Source organism: Aquicoccus porphyridii (assembly GCF_008369105.1).
GTDB classification, from domain to species: domain Bacteria; phylum Pseudomonadota; class Alphaproteobacteria; order Rhodobacterales; family Rhodobacteraceae; genus Aquicoccus; species Aquicoccus porphyridii.
Genome location: NZ_VINQ01000008.1, coordinates 71,018 through 87,490 on the forward strand (window position 1 = coordinate 71,018; position 16,473 = coordinate 87,490).

Sequence of the window (16,473 nt, forward strand, 5' to 3'; positions counted from 1 at the left end):
CCACGCGCCGGTTTTCACGTGGGAATTTGAGTATTTGAGCCAAGAAAGAGGGCCGGGTCAGGTGCCGCAAAAGGTTTGTTGCACGCGCTCGTGCGGGGCTGGCGGGCGGGTGAGATCGGCGGCATCGGGTTGATCCGTGTAGGGGGTCGAGAGCACCTGAAGCAGACGGTGGACGGGGCCGAAATCGCCGGCCACGGCCGCCTGGATCATCTCTTCGACGCGGTGATTGCGTGGGATGAAGGCGGGGTTGGTTCGCAACATGAGTGAGTGCGCGTCCGGCTCGGCGGCAAGCCGGGCCTGCCAGCGGGTGTGCCAGTCGTCATAGGCGGCGCGGTCGGTGAGTTGATCGCGGGCGCTGCCGTGGGCCAGCGCCCGGAACGTGTTGGTGAAATCGGCACCATCGCGCGCCATGAGGTCGAGCAGGTCGTTGATCAGTGGGCGGTCGTCGTCGGTCGGGTTTGACAGGCCGATCTTGGCGCCGAACCGGGCGAGGCGCTGCGCTTCGATCTTGTCGGGCATGGCGTGAACGGCGGCGGTGAAGCGTTCGACGGTCGCCTCCTGATCATCGCAGAGCGGCACGAGGCAGGTGGCAAGCTGCGCCATGTTCCAGACGATCACATTGGCCTGGTTGTCATAGGCATAGCGCCCGTGCCGGTCGATCGAGGAAAACACGGTCTGCGGATGGTAATCGTCGACGAAGGCGCAGGGGCCATAGTCGATGGTTTCGCCCGAAAGCGTGGTGTTGTCGGTGTTCATCACCCCGTGGATGAAGCCCAGCGAGAGCCACTGCGCCACCAATGCGGCCTGCGCGTCGATCACCGCGATCAGCAGGTCGTCGGGCGTGCGCGCGTCGGGATAGTGGCGGGCGCATGTGTAATCGAAGAGCGCCTTGAGCGCGTCGAGATCGCGCCGGGCGGCAAAGAATTGAAACGTGCCGACGCGGATATGGGACGTGGCCACGCGGGTCAGCACCGCGCCGGGCAGGGCGGTTTCACGCCACACGGTTTCGCCGGTGGCGACGGCGGCGAGGGCGCGGGTGGTGGGCACGCCGAGCGCGGCCATGGCCTCGGAGACGACATATTCGCGCAGCACCGGCCCGAGCCAGGCCCGCCCGTCGCCGCCGCGCGAATAGGGGGTGCGGCCCGCGCCCTTGAGCTGGATGTCAAAGCGGGTGCCGTCGGGGGCTTCGACCTCGCCCAGCAGAAGGGCGCGGCCATCGCCGAGCTGGGGCGAGAAGCCGCCGAACTGGTGCCCGGCATAGACCTGTGCCAGCGGGTCGGCCCCGGGCGGGGCCTCGTTGCCGGAGAAGACACGGGCCATGTCGCCATCCGCCCCGCGCGTGATGCCGAGGCGGTCGGCCAGCGCGTCATTGAAAGCGATGAGTTCGGGGGCGGCGACGGGGGTCGCGGCCTGGCGGGTGAAAAAGCGCGGGGGCAATTGCCCGTAGCTGTTCGAGAAGGGAATTGTCAGGGTCATGAGGCAAATATAACCTTGGAAGACATCTTTTCCAGTGGGTGCGATACCTGGCGGGCTCAGGCGGTGCGGGTCATCAGGTGATATCGCTCGCGCGCCTTGAAACCGGCACGTTCATAAAGGCGGCGGGCGCGGGTGTTGTCGATATCCACTTCGAGATGGAGCGCCTTGACCCCGTGTTGTGAAAGCGCGGGCAGGAGCGTGTGCAAGACGTCGGAGCCCATGCCACGCCCGCGCACCCGTTCGCGGATGAAGAATTCGTCGATGAAACCGTCGATCCCGCCCAGTTCGACCGAATAGCCGAAGGAAACCACGATATAGCCCACCGGCGCGCGGCGCGGGCCGATGAGATAGGCGACGCCGTGGGGGGTGCCATCGAGCAAGGGTGCGAGCGCGGCACGCCGGGCGTCTTCGGTCGAGTCGATCTGCTCGAATCCATGATAGGCCGCGACCATCGGCTCCAGCCGGTCGATATCTTCGGGGCGGGCGAGGTGAAGGGTGCTCATAGCCGCGCCAGCCTTTCCGTCAGAAGGGTGAAGAACCCGTCGGCGTCGATGTTGCCCATGAAGAGGGCGTTGGGGTCGCGGCCCGAGACGCGCCACCAGTCAGCGACGGTCATGCCGAGGGTCAGGTCGGAGCCGGTTTCGATCTCGACATTGATCACGCGGCCGGAGAAGAGGTCGGGGCGGATCAGGTAGGCGGTGACGCACGGATCATGCAGCGGCGCGCCGGCGGAGCCGTATTTTTCCTTGTCGAAGCGTTCGAAGAAATCGGTCATCTGGGCCACGGCGATGCCGACCGGTGTGCCGAGGCGGCGGAACGCCGCGTTGCGTTCGGGCGTGACCAGCGCCTTGTGCGTGACGTCGAGCGGCATGACGGTGATTGGTGCGCCGGATTTGAACACGATATCAGCCGCTTGTGGATCGACGTAAATGTTGAATTCGGCGGTGGGGGTGATGTTGCCTACTTCGAAATAGGCCCCGCCCATGAGCACGATCTCCTGCACGCGGGGAACGATGTCGGGGGCCTTTTCAAAGGCGGTGGCGATATTGGTCAGCGGCCCCAGCGGGCAGAGCGTGACGGTGCCGGACGGGTGATCGCGCAACGTGTCGATGATGAAATCGACCGCGTGCTGGTCCTGAAGCGGCATGGCCGGGTCGGGCAGGTCGGGACCGTCGAGGCCGGTCTTGCCATGGACATGCTCGGCGGTGACCAGATCGCGGCCCAGCGGACGGTCGCATCCGGCAAAGACCCTGACATGAGGTTTGCCCGCCAACTCACAGACAATGCGGGCATTTTTCGAGGTGAGGGCAAGCGGGACATTGCCCGCGACACAGGTGAGTCCCAGAAGCTCGATGTCTTCGGGGCTGGCCAGTGCCAGAAGGATGGCGACGGCGTCGTCCTGTCCGGGGTCGGTGTCGATGATGATCTTGCGTGGTGGCATGGCGCGTCTCCTGTCGATGTGGCGACAGTGACAAGCGGGGCCGGGGATGTCCACAAGGCTGTGGCCTTTGGGCAGCCGTGTGCCGGAACGAAAAATGGGGCGCCGAATGGCGCCCCAAAGGTTTCGACGGGGACTGGGAGGTTACCCGTCGAAGTCGACTTGCTCGATCAGTTTCAGTGCGTCCGGGCGCAGTTTGGCGAGGTCCATCAGGTTGACGTCATCGGGGGTAAAGCTGCCCCAGCTTGCCACCAGGTCGATGGGCTCGGTGCCCGGTGCGATCGGGTATTCGTAGTTCGCCTTGGCATAGATTTCCTGAGCCTCGGGCGAGGTGAGGAATTCCATCATCTTGAGCGCGTTGTCCCGGTTCGGTGCCGCCTTGGTCATGGCGACGCCCGAGATGTTCACATGCGCGCCCTTGCCGCCGATGACGGGGAACACGATGTTGACGCTCTCGGCCCAGGCTTGCTGATCCTCGTTCTCGAGCATCTTGCCCATGTAATAGGTGTTGCCGAGGCTGATGTCGCATTCGCCGGCCCAGATCGCCTTGACCTGTGCGCGGTCGTTGCCTTGTGGCTTGCGGGCGAGGTTGGCCTTGACGCCTTCGAGCCATTCACGGGTCTTTTCCTCGCCGTGATGGTGGAGCATGGCCGACACAAGTGCCACGTTATAGGGGTGCGTGCCCGAGCGGGTGCAGATCCGGCCCTCCCATTTCGGGTCGGCGAGGTCTTCGTAAGTGGCGATTTCGCCCTCGGCGACGCGCTCCTTGGAGGCATAGACGATGCGTGCGCGCGTGGTCAGGCCCCACCAGTGGCCGTCGGGATCGCGATATTGATCGGGCACGTTGGCGGTGAGCGTGTCGGACGTCACCGGCTGGGTCAGACCGGCGTTCACCGCCGCCGCGAGGCGCGAGATGTCGACGGTAAAGATCAGGTCCGCCGGGGAGCGGTCGCCCTCGGCCTGAAGGCGTTCGACCATGCCCTTGTTGAGAAAGGCGACGTTGACCTTGATACCGGTTTCTTCGGTGAAGGCATCGGTCAGGGGTTGGATCAGTTCCGGCTGCCGATAGGAGTAGATGTTAACCTCTTGCGCGACGGCCGGCGTGGCCGTGATTGCGGCAATAAGAGCGATACGGGCGATCATGTCGTCCTCCTTGGGTGCGTTTATTCCGACGCCCTTAAATCCGAGTTTTTTTGTCGGGTCAATACTTGTGTAACTTTGTCAGGTATTGATCGGGAGGCCGCGCGTCGAGGCGTGCTTGAACGCTTCTCAGAACACGCCGGGTTGTAATTATTGTTTTATAATAGCGCCTTATGGCGCACCCTTTTCTTCGCGCTTGGCCTCGTTCCAAAGCGCGTCCATCTCGGCGAGATCGCTGTCAGCGGGTGTTTTGTCGCATGTGGCCAAAAGCTCTTCGATCCGGCGGAAGCGGCGGGTGAATTTGGCGTTGGCCTTGCGCAGCGCCGATTCGGGGTCGATCCCGAGATGGCGGGCGAGGTTGGCCATGACGAAAAGCAGATCGCCGAATTCCTCTTCGATCTCGTCCTGCCCGAGGCTGTCGCGGGCCTCGTTCAACTCGCGGGCCTCTTCGATGATCTTGTCGATCACGTTGTCGGTCGCGGGCCAGTCGAACCCCACGCGCGCGGCGCGTTTCTGAAGCTTGAGGGCACGCAGGAGGGCGGGCAGGCCGGTGGCCACCCCGTCGAGCACACCGGTCTGGGCCTTGTCGGCGCGCTCGGCCGCCTTGATGCTTTCCCAGTCACGGGTTTGCTGCTCCGCGGATTTGTCGCGCGATTCGTCGCCGAACACATGCGGATGGCGCGCGACCATCTTGTCGGACATGGTGTCGGCCACCTCGTCAAAGGTGAAAAGCCCGGCCTCTTCGGCCATTTGCGCGTGAAAGACCGACTGGAACAGCAGGTCGCCCAATTCGCCTTTCAACTCGTCCCAGGCTTCGCGCTCGATGGCGTCGGCCACTTCATAGGCCTCTTCGATCGTGTAGGGGGCGATGGTGGCAAAGTTCTGTTCGATGTCCCACGGGCAGCCGGTTTCGGGGTCGCGCAGGCGGCGCATGATTTCCAGCAGCCGGGGCATGCCGCCATGGGAGTCGTGGATCAGATCATCATTGGCCATTGCGCAGGGCTCCTTTTTCGGGGTTCTTTGTGCCGGGTGAGACAAAGGGAGTCCAGACGATGGCCGTGATCAACAGAATTGCAGGATTTGCCGACGAAATGACCGGATGGCGGCGGCATCTGCACATGCATCCCGAACTGGGGCTGGAATGTCACGAGACGGCGCGATTCGTGGTTGAGAAACTGCGCGAATTCGGGGTCGACGAGATCCATGAAGGGATCGCCGAAAGCGGCGTGGTCGCGGTGATCGAGGGGCGCGGCGACGGGCCGGTGACGGGGTTGCGCGCGGATATGGATGCGTTGCCGATGGACGAGGCGACGGGGGCGGAATGGGCCTCAAAGGTGCCGGGGCGGATGCATGCCTGTGGTCATGATGGCCATACCACGATGCTCTTGGGCGCGGCCAAGTATCTGGCGGAAAGCCGGAATTTCACGGGCCGGGCGATTCTGATCTTTCAACCGGCCGAGGAAACCATCGGTGGTGGGCGGCTCATGGTGGAAGCGGGGATCATGGACCGGTTCGGGGTGGAAGAGGTCTATGCTCTGCACACCGATCCGTTTGGCGGCTTGGGCGAATTTCGCACGACGGCCGGGCCGATCATGGCGGCGGTGGACGATTTCGAGATTCATCTGACCGGCACGGGCGGGCATGCGGCCTATCCCGATGCTTGTGTCGATCCGCTTCCGGCGGCGGCGGCGACGCTTCAGGCGTTGCAGACCATCGTGAGCCGCAACCGCCCGCCACTCGAGGCACTGGTGGTGTCGGTGACGCAGATCCATGGCGGGTCGGCGATGAACATCGTGCCGGAAAAGGCCTATCTGGCCGGGACGGTGCGCAGTTTCTCGCCCGCGATGCGCGACTTGGCCGAGCGGCGGATCGGCGAGATCGTCACGGCGCAGGCCGAGGTTTACGGGGTTGCTGGGCGACTGGAGTATCACCGGAACTATCCGCCCACGGTGAACCATGCCGGGCAGGTCGATAAAGGTGCCGTGATCGCGCGCGAGATCATGGGCGCCGACAACGTGCTGACCGCGTTGCCGCCGGAGATGGGGGCGGAGGATTTCTCCTACATGCTGGAGGCGCGGCCGGGGGCGTTTTTCTTTCTGGGTCAGGGGGTTGGCCCGTCGGCGCACCATCCCGAATTCGATTTCAACGACGAGGTGGCGCCGATCGGGGCGTCGTTCTTTGCGCGGCTGATCGAGCGGCATCATTCGGTCGGTTGAGGCTTGCCGCCGCGCCGCGATTGGGATTGAGTGCGCGGACAGGACATTCAAGGAGCGCGACAGATGGCCGTTATCAACCGCATTGCAGGCTTTGCCGACGAGATGACCGCGTGGCGGCGGCATATTCACGAGAACCCGGAACTCGGCCGGGAGTGCCACCAGACGGCGGCCTATGTGGTTGAACGGCTGAAGGAATTCGGCGTCACGGATATCAGCACCGGCTGGGCGGAAAGTGGCGTCGTGGCGGTGATCGAGGGGCAGGGCGAGGGGCCTGTCATCGGGTTGCGGGCCGATATGGATGCGCTGCCGATGACCGAGATCACCGGGCTCGACTATGCGTCGAAGGTGCCGGGCAAGATGCATGCCTGTGGCCATGACGGGCATACCGCGATGCTGCTGGGGACGGCCAAGTACCTGGCAGAGACCAGAAATTTCCGGGGGCGCGCGGTGCTTTTGTTCCAACCCGACGAGGAAGGCGGTGGTGGCGGCGAAGCCATGGTGCAGGAAGGCGTGATGGAGAAATATGCCATCGACGAGGTCTATGCCATTCATAACGGGCCGGGCCTGCCTTCGGGGATGATCGCGATGGCGCCGGGGCCCTTGATGGCGGCGGTGGACAGCTTCTATATCGACATCCAGGGCCGGGGCGGGCATGGGGCGATGCCGCATGACGCCGATGACCCGGTCGTGGCCGCCGTTGGAATTGTGCAGGCAATTCAAACGATTGTAAGCCGAAATGCAGATGCGCAGAAGCGGCTTGTGGTGTCGGTGACGAAGATCGAGACGGGGACGGCGACGAATATCATTCCCGACACGGCACATATCTGTGGGACGGTGCGGACCTTTGATCCGGAGGTGCGCGACATGGTCGAGCGGCGCATGGGCGAGATCGTGGCGGGGCAGGCGGCGAGCTTTGGCGTGAGCGCGCGACTGAACTATGACCGGGGTTATCCGGCGACGATAAATCACGAGAAACAAACGCTTTTCGCCGCCGACGTGGCGCGCGAGGTGGTCGGGGCCGAGCAGGTGGACGACGCCGCGCGCCCGATGATGGCGGCGGAGGATTTTTCCTACATGCTCGAAGCCCGACCGGGGGCCTATGTCTTTGTCGGGAATGGAGAAAACGGCGCGATGGTGCATCATCCGCGATACGATTTCAACGACGAGATCGCACCGGTGGGCGCGTCGTTCCTGGCCCGCCTGGTCGAGCGGGCGGGGGCGCTTTAGAGGTGCCTCCGGCGGGAGTATTCGGGGCAGGATGAAGCCGGGGTCGCGATTTTGTTGACGTGATGTTGCGGCACCGTGCGCGCGGGTTAACGGCGCGGGGGCGGGCAAAACCGGGGGGTGATTCCCGGCTGCGGCCCGGCTGTCGGGCGTGCACCGCCGCGTTGCAGCGAAAACGGCGGGCGAAACGGTTAACACGGCGCGCGGGAGGCGTGGCGCAAATGCGCTTGACCCGGCGCGCGGGCGGGCCAAGCATGGGCCGGTCAAGTTCAAGGGATGGGGAGACGCGCGATGGCGCTGGAAGATGCGAAGAAAGAGGTGGACGGGGCCTTTACCCGGACAAGCGACCGGGGACATTCCTTCGAGAACACGTTCGGCGGCGCCACGTCCTTCCTGCGGCGGCGCTATACCAAGGACCTGAGCGATGTCGATCTGGCGGTGACGGGCATTCCGTTCGACCAGGCGGTGACCAACCGGCCGGGCACGCGGCTGGGGCCGCGGCAGGTGCGCGAGATGAGCGCGCTTCTCTCGCCCGATCCGCCCTATGGTTGGGGCTATTCGCCGCTCGACGCGTTCAACATCGTGGATTACGGCGACCTTGCGTTCGACTATGCCAACGTGCCGGCGTTTCCCGGCGCGCTTCAGGCCCATATCAAGGGCATTCTCGATGCGGGCGCGGCGAGCGTCGCGATTGGCGGGGATCATTATATCTCGTTCCCGATCCTGCGCGCCTATGCCGAGAAATACGGGCCCCTGTCGCTGATCCAGTTCGACGCGCATACCGACACATGGGCCGATGACGATCTTGACCGGATCGACCATGGCACGATGTTCTACAAGGCGGTGAAAGCCGGGATCGTGGACCCGGCCACCAGTGTTCAGATCGGCATCAGGACCACCAATGCGGATACGCTGGGTGTGAATATCATCGACGCGCGCGAGGTGCATGAGACCGGCCCGCAGGCGGTGGCGAAGAAGGCGCGCGAGATCGTCGGCGCGCGGCCGGTTTACCTCAGTTTCGACATTGACGGGCTCGACCCGGGGTTTGCGCCGGGCACCGGCACGCCGGTCTGGGGGGGCCTCAGCACGGGGCAGGCGGCGATCATCCTGCGCGATCTGGCGGGGATCAATGTCGTCGGGGGTGATGTGGTCGAGGTGTCGCCGCCCTATGATCCGAGCGGGGCGACGGCGGTGGCGGCGGCGCATGTGGCGATGGAGCTGATCTGTCTCTGGGGCTGGACCCGGCGCGGGGGTGACTAGGGCGTGTGGCTTGGAGTCGTTGCGGTGCTGCACGCTTTGGGGCGGGCGTGGGGGTGAGACCGGGCAGATGAGTATTTTTTCCAAGAAAGAACCATGGGGCGGGTGATCATGATTTTTGTGTGGGTTGTGGTGGCCGCGGTGGTGGTGTTCGGGGTCTGGGTGCGGTTGGCGCCGTCGGACCCGGGGCGTTGGCATGTGATGCCTGACCGGGTTGAGAACCGCGATTTCGATGGTGGCGTGATGCGGGTGGTCGAGGCCGGGCCGGAGGGGTTGGCGCGGCTTGATGCGGTGGCGCGGGGCTGGCCGCGCACGCAGGCACTGGCCGGGTCGGTCGAAGAGGGGATGGTGAGCTATGTCACGCGCTCGGCGCTGTGGGGGTTTCCCGATTACACCACGGCGCGGCAGGCGGGGGAGCGGCTGGAGATCGACGCGCGGTTACGATTTGGGCGTGGCGATATGGGGGTCAACCGAAAGCGGGTCGAGGCGTGGTTGGAAAAGCTCTGAGCTCAGGCAGCCATCCGAGAGCTTGCGCCACATCGGCACGTTGAGCGACATCTGGCACTGGGCCATGAACATCTTGCCATCGACGTGCAGGCAGATGGTTTCGCCCAGTTCGATCCGCCCGCCCGAGCGGTCGGTGCAGTAGCAATCGACCGTCTTGCCGCCGATCGTGGCGTCGGCCAGCGCGGGGGTAGGCAGCATCAGCAAGGCGAGCATGAGATAACGCATATGCTGAATATAGCATGCGGTGCGGGCTTGACCAAGTCCGGGGAATGGGGAAAGAGGCGGCCATGGTGCCCTTGGACAGACTGAACGAGATCAGAGCGCGGTTCGAGTTTCTCGAAGCGAGCATGGCCGAGGGCGGCGGCGATCTTGCGCGGCTGGGCCGCGAATATGCCGAACTGCGCCCGGTGGTCGAGCAGATCGACACCTATCGCGCCTTGCTGGGCGATATTGCCGAGGCCGAGGCGATGCTGTCGGACCCGGAGATGCGGGCGTTGGCCGAGGAGGAGCTGGCGGATTTGCGGACGCGCCTGCCGGAGGTGGAACATGCGCTGCAACTGGCGTTGTTGCCGCGCGACGCGGCCGATGCGCGCCCGGCGCTGATCGAGATCCGGCCCGGGACGGGGGGTGACGAGGCGGCGCTTTTCGCGGGCGATCTGCTCAGGATGTACCAGCGGTATACCGAGGCGAAGGGCTGGCGGTTCGAGATCCTGGAACAGGCGCTGACCGAGCTCGGCGGGGTGAAGGAGGTGGTGGCGCGGGTGTCGGGGCAGAACGTGTTCGCGCGGCTCAAGTTCGAGAGTGGCGTGCACCGGGTGCAGCGTGTGCCCGAGACCGAATCGGGCGGGCGGATTCACACCAGCGCGGCGACGGTGGCGGTGTTGCCCGAGGCCGAGGACGTGGATGTGGTGATCGACCCGAACGATCTTCGGATCGACACGATGCGGGCCTCGGGCGCGGGCGGGCAGCATGTGAACACCACCGATTCGGCGGTGCGGATCACCCATTTGCCCAGCGGTATCGTGGTGACCAGCTCGGAAAAATCGCAGCACCAGAACCGCGAGATCGCGATGCGGGTGTTGAAGACGCGGCTTTATGACATGGAGCGGCAGCGGGCCGACGCGGCGCGCGCCGCCGATCGCAAGGCGCAGGTCGGCACGGGCGACCGCTCGGAGCGCATACGGACCTATAATTTCCCGCAAGGGCGGATGACGGATCACCGGATCGGGCTCACGCTTTACAAGCTCGACCAGGTGATGGCGGGCGATCTCGACGAGGTGATCGACGCGCTGATCTCGGATCACCAGGCGCGGCTCATGGCGGAGATGGAGCGGTGAGGCGGACCCTGCGCGAGACGGTGGCGGCGGTGCGCGCGGTGCTCGAGGCGGCGGGGATCGAGGGCGCGGCGCGCGAGGCGCGCCTGATCGCGGGCCATGCGGGTGGCATTGCGCGCGAACGGGTGTCGCTGTCGATGGAGGCGCCGGTGAGCGCGGCGCAGCGGGAGGCGGCGTTGGCGATGGGGCGGGCGCGGGCGGCGCGGCGACCGTTGTCGCATCTGCTGGGCTATCGGGATTTCTTTGACCACCGGTTCGCGGTTTCGGGTGATGTGCTCGACCCGAGGCCGGAAACCGAGGCCCTGGTGCTGGCTGCGCTCGAGGCGACGTTTGCCCGGGTTCTCGATCTTGGCACCGGGTCGGGGGCGATCCTGCTGTCGCTTCTGGCGGCGCGGCCGGAGGCGCGGGGGCTGGGCACGGACCTCTCGGAAGCGGCGCTGGCGGTGGCGCGGGAGAATGCGCAGGCGCTGGGCGTGGCGGGGCGCTGCGAATTTCTCGTGTCGGACTGGTTCGGGGCGGTGGAGGGGCGGTTCGACCTGATCGTGTCGAACCCGCCCTATATCGCGGTGGGCGAGATGGCGGGGTTGGCCCCGGAGCTTGGCCACGAGCCGCGCATGGCGTTGACCGACGAGGGTGACGGGCTGGATGCCTATCGCGCGATCACGGGCGGGGTGGTGACGCACCTGGAACCGGGCGGGCGGCTTTTGCTCGAGATCGGGTCGACGCAGGGGCGGGCGGTGGCAGAAATGATCCGGGTGGCGGGGCTTGAAAACATCCGCGTGCATCCCGATCTTGATGGCAGAGACCGCGTCGTGAGCGCCCGAATGCCGCAAAAGCGCGGCTGAAACGCAACGTATATGGCGAAAAACCGCGGATCGACCGGGTAAAAGAGCCGGTTAGCCCTTGTTAATCACCGTGTGGCATGTTTAGACATACCTATTGGCGCGGTGGATGCGAAAGTCGCGGTCCCGCCCGATGTTAAGCCATACATAGTTCGTCCCGGGTGAAATACAGGTGCCGAAGGCGCCATCCGGGAAAACGAAGGCCAGACAGTCAACTGGACCAAGGACAACATGAGATCATCGAAATCCCGCTCGCGGTCGAAGAGCAACCGCAACCGCTCGGTCGGCAATATCGTCAACCGCGTGTTCGAAAGTTCCGGCCCGGAGGGCAAGGTGCGTGGCACCCCGCAACAGGTCATCGAGAAATACAACCAGTTGGCGCGTGATGCCCAATTGTCGAATGACCGGGTCGCGGCAGAGAATTTCCAGCAGCATGCGGAACATTACCAGCGCATGCTGAACGAGGCTCAGCGCGAGATGGACCAGCGCCGCGAAGAGCAGGAGCGGCAGAATCGCGACCGCCAGACGGATCGTGACCGCAATGCCGACCGCGACCGCGACCGTGCCCAGCGGCAGGAGCGCGAGTCGAATGGCGGCCAGGCGGGCGAGGATCAGGTCAGCGCACCGCAGCCCGACGTGATCGACACCAGCGAGAGCGACAGCCACCTGGTCGAGACGCCGGAAAGCGCGGGCGACAAGCCCAAGCCCAAGCCCAAACCAAGGCCGCGCAGCCGCAAACCCAAGCCGGACACGCCGAACGACGCCGAGGGTGGCGGGAACGACGAGACCAAGGCGGCGGGCTGACACGTTTCGCGTTTGGTTGGAAACACTTGCCCCGGCCTTGAGTTTCAATCCTTTGCATTTCGTGGTGCAGATGAATGCTCCTTAGGCTCGGAGCGCAATGTCAGCTCCGAACCTGGCCTGTCGCCTACGTCAACACTTGGAACAGAATACCACGAACGCGGCCCGTTTCTTGCTCTTTGCGATCAGCATCGTCCTTAACAGCAGGAACCGGGTCGTTGGGCCGATGCCGTCTCCAATACTCTCAGGTCATGCAACCAAAGAAAGGCATGACCATGGAACTAAAGAACAAGACTTTCATCGTCACAGGTGCAAGCAGTGGTATCGGAGCCGCCGCTGCCCTCCTGTTTGCGGCGGAAGGGGCTAATGTAATCCTCGGCGCGCGCCGGCAATCCGAGCTGGAGAAGCTTGTCGGGCAGGTCACGCAAAGCAATGGACACGCGGCATGTCTCGCCGGGGACGTAACCGACGAGTCCTATGCCGCTGCACTCGTCGCCCTGGCCGAGGAAGAGTTTGGCGGGCTTGACGGTGCGTTCAATAATGCCGGGGTTGTGGGCGACATGGGCGCGGTTCCGGAGATGGATAACGGAACTTGGCGTGCTGTCATCGAGACAAATCTCACGAGCGGCTTCTTCGCAGCAAAGGCGCAGCTTCCCGCGCTGAGGAAACGAGGTGGCGGTTCGATTGTCTACACAAGTTCCTTCGTGGGTTTCAGCAACGGTGGCATGCCTGGCATGGGGGCATACGCGGCGTCGAAGGCGGGTCTCATCGGCTTGACCCAATCATTGGCATCGGACCACGCCGCCGAGGGAATACGCTGCAATGCACTATTGCCCGGCGGCACGGTCACCCAAATGGGCGGTGAGGGAGATCAGGCTACACTGGATTTCATTGCGGGCCTGCACCCTATGAAGCGGATGGCGGCCCCGAAAGAGATTGCTCAGGCCGCTATGTTCCTTCTATCGGACCGCTCGGGGTTTATGACAGGTGCCTCGATGTGCGTGGATGGTGGCATTTCAGTCCGGCTACTGTAACTTAACTGCCGTTGGTTGGCTTTTGGCACACCTGGCTCCCGAAGAATTCTTCGGGAGCCTTTGTTCAACACGGCTTCTTAGTCACAAGGGGTTTCGCCCAAGCGTGCACCACGAAATGCAAAGGGCCGGGTCTCAAGGCCGGGGCTTTTTCATGTCTTGATCAACCGCGCGAGGGCGCAGAAGCGTTCGAGATCGACGGTTTCGGCGCGATCGGTGGGGGCGATGCCCGCGGCGCGCAGTTTGTCCTCGATATCGGGGGTCAGCCCCTTGAGTGCGGCGCGCATCATCTTGCGGCGCTGGTTGAAGGCCATGGCGACCACCCGTTCGAGGGTCTTGGCATCCGCCGGAAAGCGCGGTTCGGGCAGGGCGGTGAGATGCACCACCGCCGACGAGACCTTGGGCGGGGGGGTGAAGGCCTGTGGCGGCAGGCTCATCACGATGCGCGCATCGCAGCGCCATTGCGCCAGCAGCGCGAGCCGCCCATAGGCCTTGGACCCGGGCGCGGCGACGATGCGTTCGGCCACTTCGCGCTGGAACATGAGCGTGAGGCTTTGCCAGAAGGGCGGCCAATCGGGCGGGGTGAGCCAGCGCACGAGCAGTTCGGTGCCCACGTTATAGGGCAGGTTGGCAGCGATGCGGATCGGCGGGGTGAGGTGATCAAGCGGGTTGACCTTGAGCGCGTCGCCCTCGATCACGGTGAGGCGGCCGGGCCATGTGGCGGCGATTTCGGCCAGCGCGGGCAGGCAGCGGGAATCCTTCTCGATGGCGAGCACGTGGCGCGCGCCCTCGGAAAGGAGCCCACGGGTGAGCCCGCCCGGCCCTGGGCCGATTTCGAGCACGTCGCATTGCGTGAGATCCCCGGCGGAACGCGCGATCTTGGCGGTGAGGTTGAGATCGAGGAGGAAATTCTGCCCCAGCGATTTGCGCGCCGACAGGCCATGATCGGCGATCACGCTGCGCAGGGGGGGAAGCGGATCACTCGGCATCGGCGCTTTGGACCATGCGGGCGGCCATGCGCAGCGCGGCGATGGTCGAGGCGGGGTTGGCCTGTCCCTTGCCCGCGATGTCGAAGGCGGTGCCGTGGTCGGGCGAGGTGCGGATGAAGGGCAGGCCCAGCGTCACGTTCACGCCATTGTCGAAATCGAGCGTCTTGATCGGGATCAGCGCCTGATCGTGATAGGCGCAGATCGCCGCGTCATAGCGCGCGCGCGCCGCCGGGTGAAACATCGTGTCGGCCGAAAGCGGACCGGCGAGATCGAACCCTTCGGCGCGCAGCCGGTCGAGAAGCGGGATCATCATGTCGAGTTCTTCGCGCCCCATCGCGCCGCCTTCGCCCGCATGGGGGTTGAGCCCGGCCACGGCGAGGCGCGGGGCGGGGATGGCGAACTGTGCTTGCAGGCCCGCATGGGTGATGCGGATGGTTTCCTCGAGCAGATCGGCGGTGAGCGCCTCGGCCACGTCATGCAGGGGGATGTGGATCGTGGCGGGCACGACGCGGAGCGCGTCGCTGGCCAGCATCATCACCACGCGCCGGACCCCGGCAAGGGCGGCGAGATATTCGGTATGGCCGGGATAGGCGAAATCCGCCCCGTCCTTGAGCGCCTTTTTATGGATCGGCAGGGTGCAGATCGCGCTTGCCGCGCCGGTCTGCACCAGGTCGACGGCGCGGGCGATCACGTCGATCACGCCGCTTGCGTTGGCTGGATCGGGCTGTCCGGGCGTGGTGGGGGCGGCAAAGTCATGCGCCAGCACCGGAAGCCCGTGCGCCATGGCGGCGGGGGCCTCGGCGGGGTGGTTGATCAGGACCGGGGCGGCGCCGTCGGGCAGGTGCCGGGGATCGCCCAGCCAGAAGAAAGCCAACTCGCCCTTGAGCGCGGCATGCGCCTTGAAGGCAAGCTCGGCGCCGATGCCCGCGGGCTCGCCACAGGTGAGCGCGATGGGTGGGCGGGTCATTTCTCGATGATGCGCGCTTCGGCCCGCAATTGTTCGAGATAGCCGTTGGCAAAGCTCTCCAAGCGGCGGTTTTGCAGGCTCAGCATCACGTTCTCGCGCGAGATGTCCTCGGCGATGGCGGGGGTGCGGCCGCAGAGCATGAGGAAGACGAGGGTCTGACCATTGGCGCGGGTGAGCGCGGTCGACACCTCGTGCCGGTCGAGCCGGGCCAGTTCGGCGGCGATGTCGGCGGGAAGTTCCTCGGGCTTCTTCGCCCCGCGGTCGAGCACGTTTTCAGGCTCGCCCTTGGCGATGCCGTAAAGGTCGTCACAGGTGTCAATGCTGTCGCGGATCTTCTGTGCTCGCGCAAGTGCCTGGTCGCTGCGCCCGCCGTCGATGTAATAGGCGGCGTATTCGATGGCGGCGTATTCGGGTTCGGCCACGCGGCCCTCTTCGATGGCGCGCATCTGGAAGAGCGCGATGCCGCCGGGGATCGGGATCGGTTCGCTCACCTGGCCGGGGGCGAGGCCGAGCACGCGCGACTGGATCGCTGGGGGCAGGTCCGAGACCGTCTGCCAGCCCAGTTGCCCACCGCGCCCGCGCGACTCGGAGGCCGAATGGCGGCGTGCGGCGGCGGAAAAGGCGCCGGGGGTGGTGATCTGTGCGATTTCGCGGGCGCGGGCCTCGGCGGCGGCTTCCTGTCCGGGCTCGGCGGCGATGATGATCTCGGCCAGCAGAACCCGGACGCTGCCTGCGCCGGTCTGACCGAGGGCGCGGTCGATCTCGCGTTCCGAGACCTCGACCCGGGGGGCAAAGCGCGCGCGCACCAACTGACGCCAGGTGACGCCGACGATGATGAAGTCGCGGAAGGTCTGCTCGGCCACCCCGGCGCCGTTCAGGGCGTTGATCAGCTCTTCGGCGCTCATGTCGGCGCGGCCGGCGAATTCCTCCATCCCGGCCTCGATCTCTTCGCTTGTGGGGCGCAGACCGGCGGCGGTGCCGGCGTCGAGCTTGAGCCGGTCCTCGATCAACTGGTCGCGGGCGGTCGATTCCGGGTCGCCGGGCGAGCGGAAGAGTTGCAGCATGCGGGCGCGCTGTTCGAGCTCGTAGCGGGTGATGACATTGTCGTTCACCTTGATCGCCGGTGCGAACAGGTTCTGGGCGTGGGCCTGCGGCGCGCCGGTTCCGATCCATGCAAGGGCGGCCAGCGTCAGTGCCAGTGCGGCACGGGTCAGCGAATGCATGGGTTTTGTCAGTCTGCTCATGGGTCTG

The 16,473-nt window shown here is 65.2% G+C and carries 17 protein-coding genes; 8 read left to right on the forward strand and 9 right to left on the reverse strand.

The window, feature by feature from the left end; genetic code table 11:
- Positions 1–57 precede the first annotated feature (57 nt).
- From FLO80_RS11840 to mazG, 5 genes are all read right to left on the reverse strand, one after another.
- Positions 58–1,476 (reverse strand): protein adenylyltransferase SelO, encoded by a 1,419-nt coding sequence (locus FLO80_RS11840; protein WP_111366669.1) that lies wholly within the window; start codon positions 1,474–1,476, stop codon positions 58–60.
- Between the two features lie 56 nt (positions 1,477–1,532).
- On the reverse strand, positions 1,533–1,979 hold the full coding sequence (locus FLO80_RS11845) for a GNAT family N-acetyltransferase (protein ID WP_111366671.1): 447 nt from the start codon (positions 1,977–1,979) through the stop codon (positions 1,533–1,535).
- Positions 1,976–2,917 (reverse strand): nucleoside hydrolase, encoded by a 942-nt coding sequence (locus tag FLO80_RS11850; protein WP_111366673.1) that lies wholly within the window; start codon positions 2,915–2,917, stop codon positions 1,976–1,978. Before FLO80_RS11850 ends, FLO80_RS11845 begins: the two co-directional genes overlap by 4 nt.
- Positions 2,918–3,058: 141 nt before the next feature.
- Positions 3,059–4,057 (reverse strand): Fe(3+) ABC transporter substrate-binding protein, encoded by a 999-nt coding sequence (locus FLO80_RS11855; protein WP_111366675.1) that lies wholly within the window; start codon positions 4,055–4,057, stop codon positions 3,059–3,061.
- Between the two features lie 168 nt (positions 4,058–4,225).
- Positions 4,226–5,047: a nucleoside triphosphate pyrophosphohydrolase gene (gene mazG / locus FLO80_RS11860; protein ID WP_111366677.1), complete on the reverse strand. Its 822-nt coding sequence runs from the start codon at positions 5,045–5,047 to the stop codon at positions 4,226–4,228.
- Between the two features lie 59 nt (positions 5,048–5,106).
- Here mazG and FLO80_RS11865 point away from each other — a divergent pair, with 59 nt between their 5' ends.
- The 4 genes from FLO80_RS11865 to FLO80_RS11880 all read left to right on the forward strand — a co-directional run bounded on the left by FLO80_RS11865 (position 5,107) and on the right by FLO80_RS11880 (position 9,258).
- Positions 5,107–6,270 (forward strand): M20 aminoacylase family protein, encoded by a 1,164-nt coding sequence (locus tag FLO80_RS11865; RefSeq protein ID WP_111366679.1) that lies wholly within the window; start codon positions 5,107–5,109, stop codon positions 6,268–6,270.
- 63 nt (positions 6,271–6,333) lie between these two features.
- Positions 6,334–7,497: a M20 aminoacylase family protein gene (locus tag FLO80_RS11870; protein ID WP_111366681.1), complete on the forward strand. Its 1,164-nt coding sequence runs from the start codon at positions 6,334–6,336 to the stop codon at positions 7,495–7,497.
- 288 nt (positions 7,498–7,785) lie between these two features.
- A complete protein-coding gene (gene speB, locus FLO80_RS11875) occupies positions 7,786–8,754 on the forward strand; it encodes an agmatinase (RefSeq protein ID WP_111366683.1) in 969 nt (322 codons plus the stop codon).
- A gap of 108 nt (positions 8,755–8,862) precedes the next feature.
- On the forward strand, positions 8,863–9,258 hold the full coding sequence (locus tag FLO80_RS11880) for a DUF1499 domain-containing protein (RefSeq protein ID WP_342781732.1): 396 nt from the start codon (positions 8,863–8,865) through the stop codon (positions 9,256–9,258).
- Here the strand turns inward: FLO80_RS11880 and FLO80_RS11885 are convergent.
- A complete protein-coding gene (locus tag FLO80_RS11885; RefSeq protein ID WP_246156663.1) occupies positions 9,190–9,483 on the reverse strand; it encodes a hypothetical protein in 294 nt (97 codons plus the stop codon). The two genes, FLO80_RS11880 and FLO80_RS11885, sit on opposite strands and share 69 nt — an antisense overlap.
- A gap of 62 nt (positions 9,484–9,545) precedes the next feature.
- Between FLO80_RS11885 and prfA the strand changes: the two genes are divergently transcribed.
- The 4 genes from prfA to FLO80_RS11905 all read left to right on the forward strand — a co-directional run bounded on the left by prfA (position 9,546) and on the right by FLO80_RS11905 (position 13,269).
- A complete protein-coding gene (prfA, locus tag FLO80_RS11890) occupies positions 9,546–10,595 on the forward strand; it encodes a peptide chain release factor 1 (RefSeq protein WP_111366687.1) in 1,050 nt (349 codons plus the stop codon).
- The gene (gene prmC, locus FLO80_RS11895) at positions 10,592–11,437 is read left to right on the forward strand and encodes a peptide chain release factor N(5)-glutamine methyltransferase (RefSeq protein WP_246156664.1); all 846 of its coding nucleotides are present in this window, start codon (positions 10,592–10,594) and stop codon (positions 11,435–11,437) included. Before prfA ends, prmC begins: the two co-directional genes overlap by 4 nt.
- Positions 11,438–11,665: 228 nt before the next feature.
- On the forward strand, positions 11,666–12,238 hold the full coding sequence (locus FLO80_RS11900; protein ID WP_111366689.1) for a DUF4167 domain-containing protein: 573 nt from the start codon (positions 11,666–11,668) through the stop codon (positions 12,236–12,238).
- 272 nt (positions 12,239–12,510) lie between these two features.
- Positions 12,511–13,269 carry an SDR family oxidoreductase gene (locus FLO80_RS11905; protein WP_111366884.1) on the forward strand — a complete coding sequence of 253 codons (759 nt, stop codon included), beginning with the start codon at positions 12,511–12,513 and terminating at the stop codon, positions 13,267–13,269.
- A gap of 149 nt (positions 13,270–13,418) precedes the next feature.
- On the opposite strand, the gene rsmA is transcribed toward FLO80_RS11905, so the two are convergent.
- From rsmA to FLO80_RS11920, 3 genes are read right to left on the reverse strand one after another with little or no spacing between them, the layout of a single operon-like run.
- Complete coding sequence (rsmA, locus tag FLO80_RS11910; RefSeq protein ID WP_111366691.1) at positions 13,419–14,255, reverse strand: 16S rRNA (adenine(1518)-N(6)/adenine(1519)-N(6))-dimethyltransferase RsmA; 837 nt, start codon at positions 14,253–14,255, stop codon at positions 13,419–13,421.
- Positions 14,245–15,222 (reverse strand): 4-hydroxythreonine-4-phosphate dehydrogenase PdxA, encoded by a 978-nt coding sequence (pdxA, locus tag FLO80_RS11915; RefSeq protein WP_111366693.1) that lies wholly within the window; start codon positions 15,220–15,222, stop codon positions 14,245–14,247. The genes rsmA and pdxA overlap by 11 nt, the downstream gene beginning before the upstream one ends.
- The gene (locus tag FLO80_RS11920) at positions 15,219–16,466 is read right to left on the reverse strand and encodes a peptidylprolyl isomerase (RefSeq protein WP_246156665.1); all 1,248 of its coding nucleotides are present in this window, start codon (positions 16,464–16,466) and stop codon (positions 15,219–15,221) included. The genes pdxA and FLO80_RS11920 overlap by 4 nt, the downstream gene beginning before the upstream one ends.
- Positions 16,467–16,473 lie beyond the last annotated feature (7 nt).

What these genes read in the sequence shown, in the direction of transcription:
- FLO80_RS11840 (WP_111366669.1), bottom strand. Translation starts at nt 1,476, where the DNA reads ATGACCCTGACAATTCCCTTCTCGAACAGCTACGGGCAATTGCCCCCG.
- FLO80_RS11845 (WP_111366671.1), bottom strand. Translation starts at nt 1,979, where the DNA reads ATGAGCACCCTTCACCTCGCCCGCCCCGAAGATATCGACCGGCTGGAG.
- FLO80_RS11850 (WP_111366673.1), bottom strand. Translation starts at nt 2,917, where the DNA reads ATGCCACCACGCAAGATCATCATCGACACCGACCCCGGACAGGACGAC.
- FLO80_RS11855 (WP_111366675.1), bottom strand. Translation starts at nt 4,057, where the DNA reads ATGATCGCCCGTATCGCTCTTATTGCCGCAATCACGGCCACGCCGGCC.
- mazG (WP_111366677.1), bottom strand. Translation starts at nt 5,047, where the DNA reads ATGGCCAATGATGATCTGATCCACGACTCCCATGGCGGCATGCCCCGG.
- FLO80_RS11865 (WP_111366679.1), top strand. Translation starts at nt 5,107, where the DNA reads ATGGCCGTGATCAACAGAATTGCAGGATTTGCCGACGAAATGACCGGA.
- FLO80_RS11870 (WP_111366681.1), top strand. Translation starts at nt 6,334, where the DNA reads ATGGCCGTTATCAACCGCATTGCAGGCTTTGCCGACGAGATGACCGCG.
- speB (WP_111366683.1), top strand. Translation starts at nt 7,786, where the DNA reads ATGGCGCTGGAAGATGCGAAGAAAGAGGTGGACGGGGCCTTTACCCGG.
- FLO80_RS11880 (WP_342781732.1), top strand. Translation starts at nt 8,863, where the DNA reads ATGATTTTTGTGTGGGTTGTGGTGGCCGCGGTGGTGGTGTTCGGGGTC.
- FLO80_RS11885 (WP_246156663.1), bottom strand. Translation starts at nt 9,483, where the DNA reads ATGCGTTATCTCATGCTCGCCTTGCTGATGCTGCCTACCCCCGCGCTG.
- prfA (WP_111366687.1), top strand. Translation starts at nt 9,546, where the DNA reads ATGGTGCCCTTGGACAGACTGAACGAGATCAGAGCGCGGTTCGAGTTT.
- FLO80_RS11900 (WP_111366689.1), top strand. Translation starts at nt 11,666, where the DNA reads ATGAGATCATCGAAATCCCGCTCGCGGTCGAAGAGCAACCGCAACCGC.
- FLO80_RS11905 (WP_111366884.1), top strand. Translation starts at nt 12,511, where the DNA reads ATGGAACTAAAGAACAAGACTTTCATCGTCACAGGTGCAAGCAGTGGT.
- rsmA (WP_111366691.1), bottom strand. Translation starts at nt 14,255, where the DNA reads ATGCCGAGTGATCCGCTTCCCCCCCTGCGCAGCGTGATCGCCGATCAT.
- pdxA (WP_111366693.1), bottom strand. Translation starts at nt 15,222, where the DNA reads ATGACCCGCCCACCCATCGCGCTCACCTGTGGCGAGCCCGCGGGCATC.
- FLO80_RS11920 (WP_246156665.1), bottom strand. Translation starts at nt 16,466, where the DNA reads ATGAGCAGACTGACAAAACCCATGCATTCGCTGACCCGTGCCGCACTG.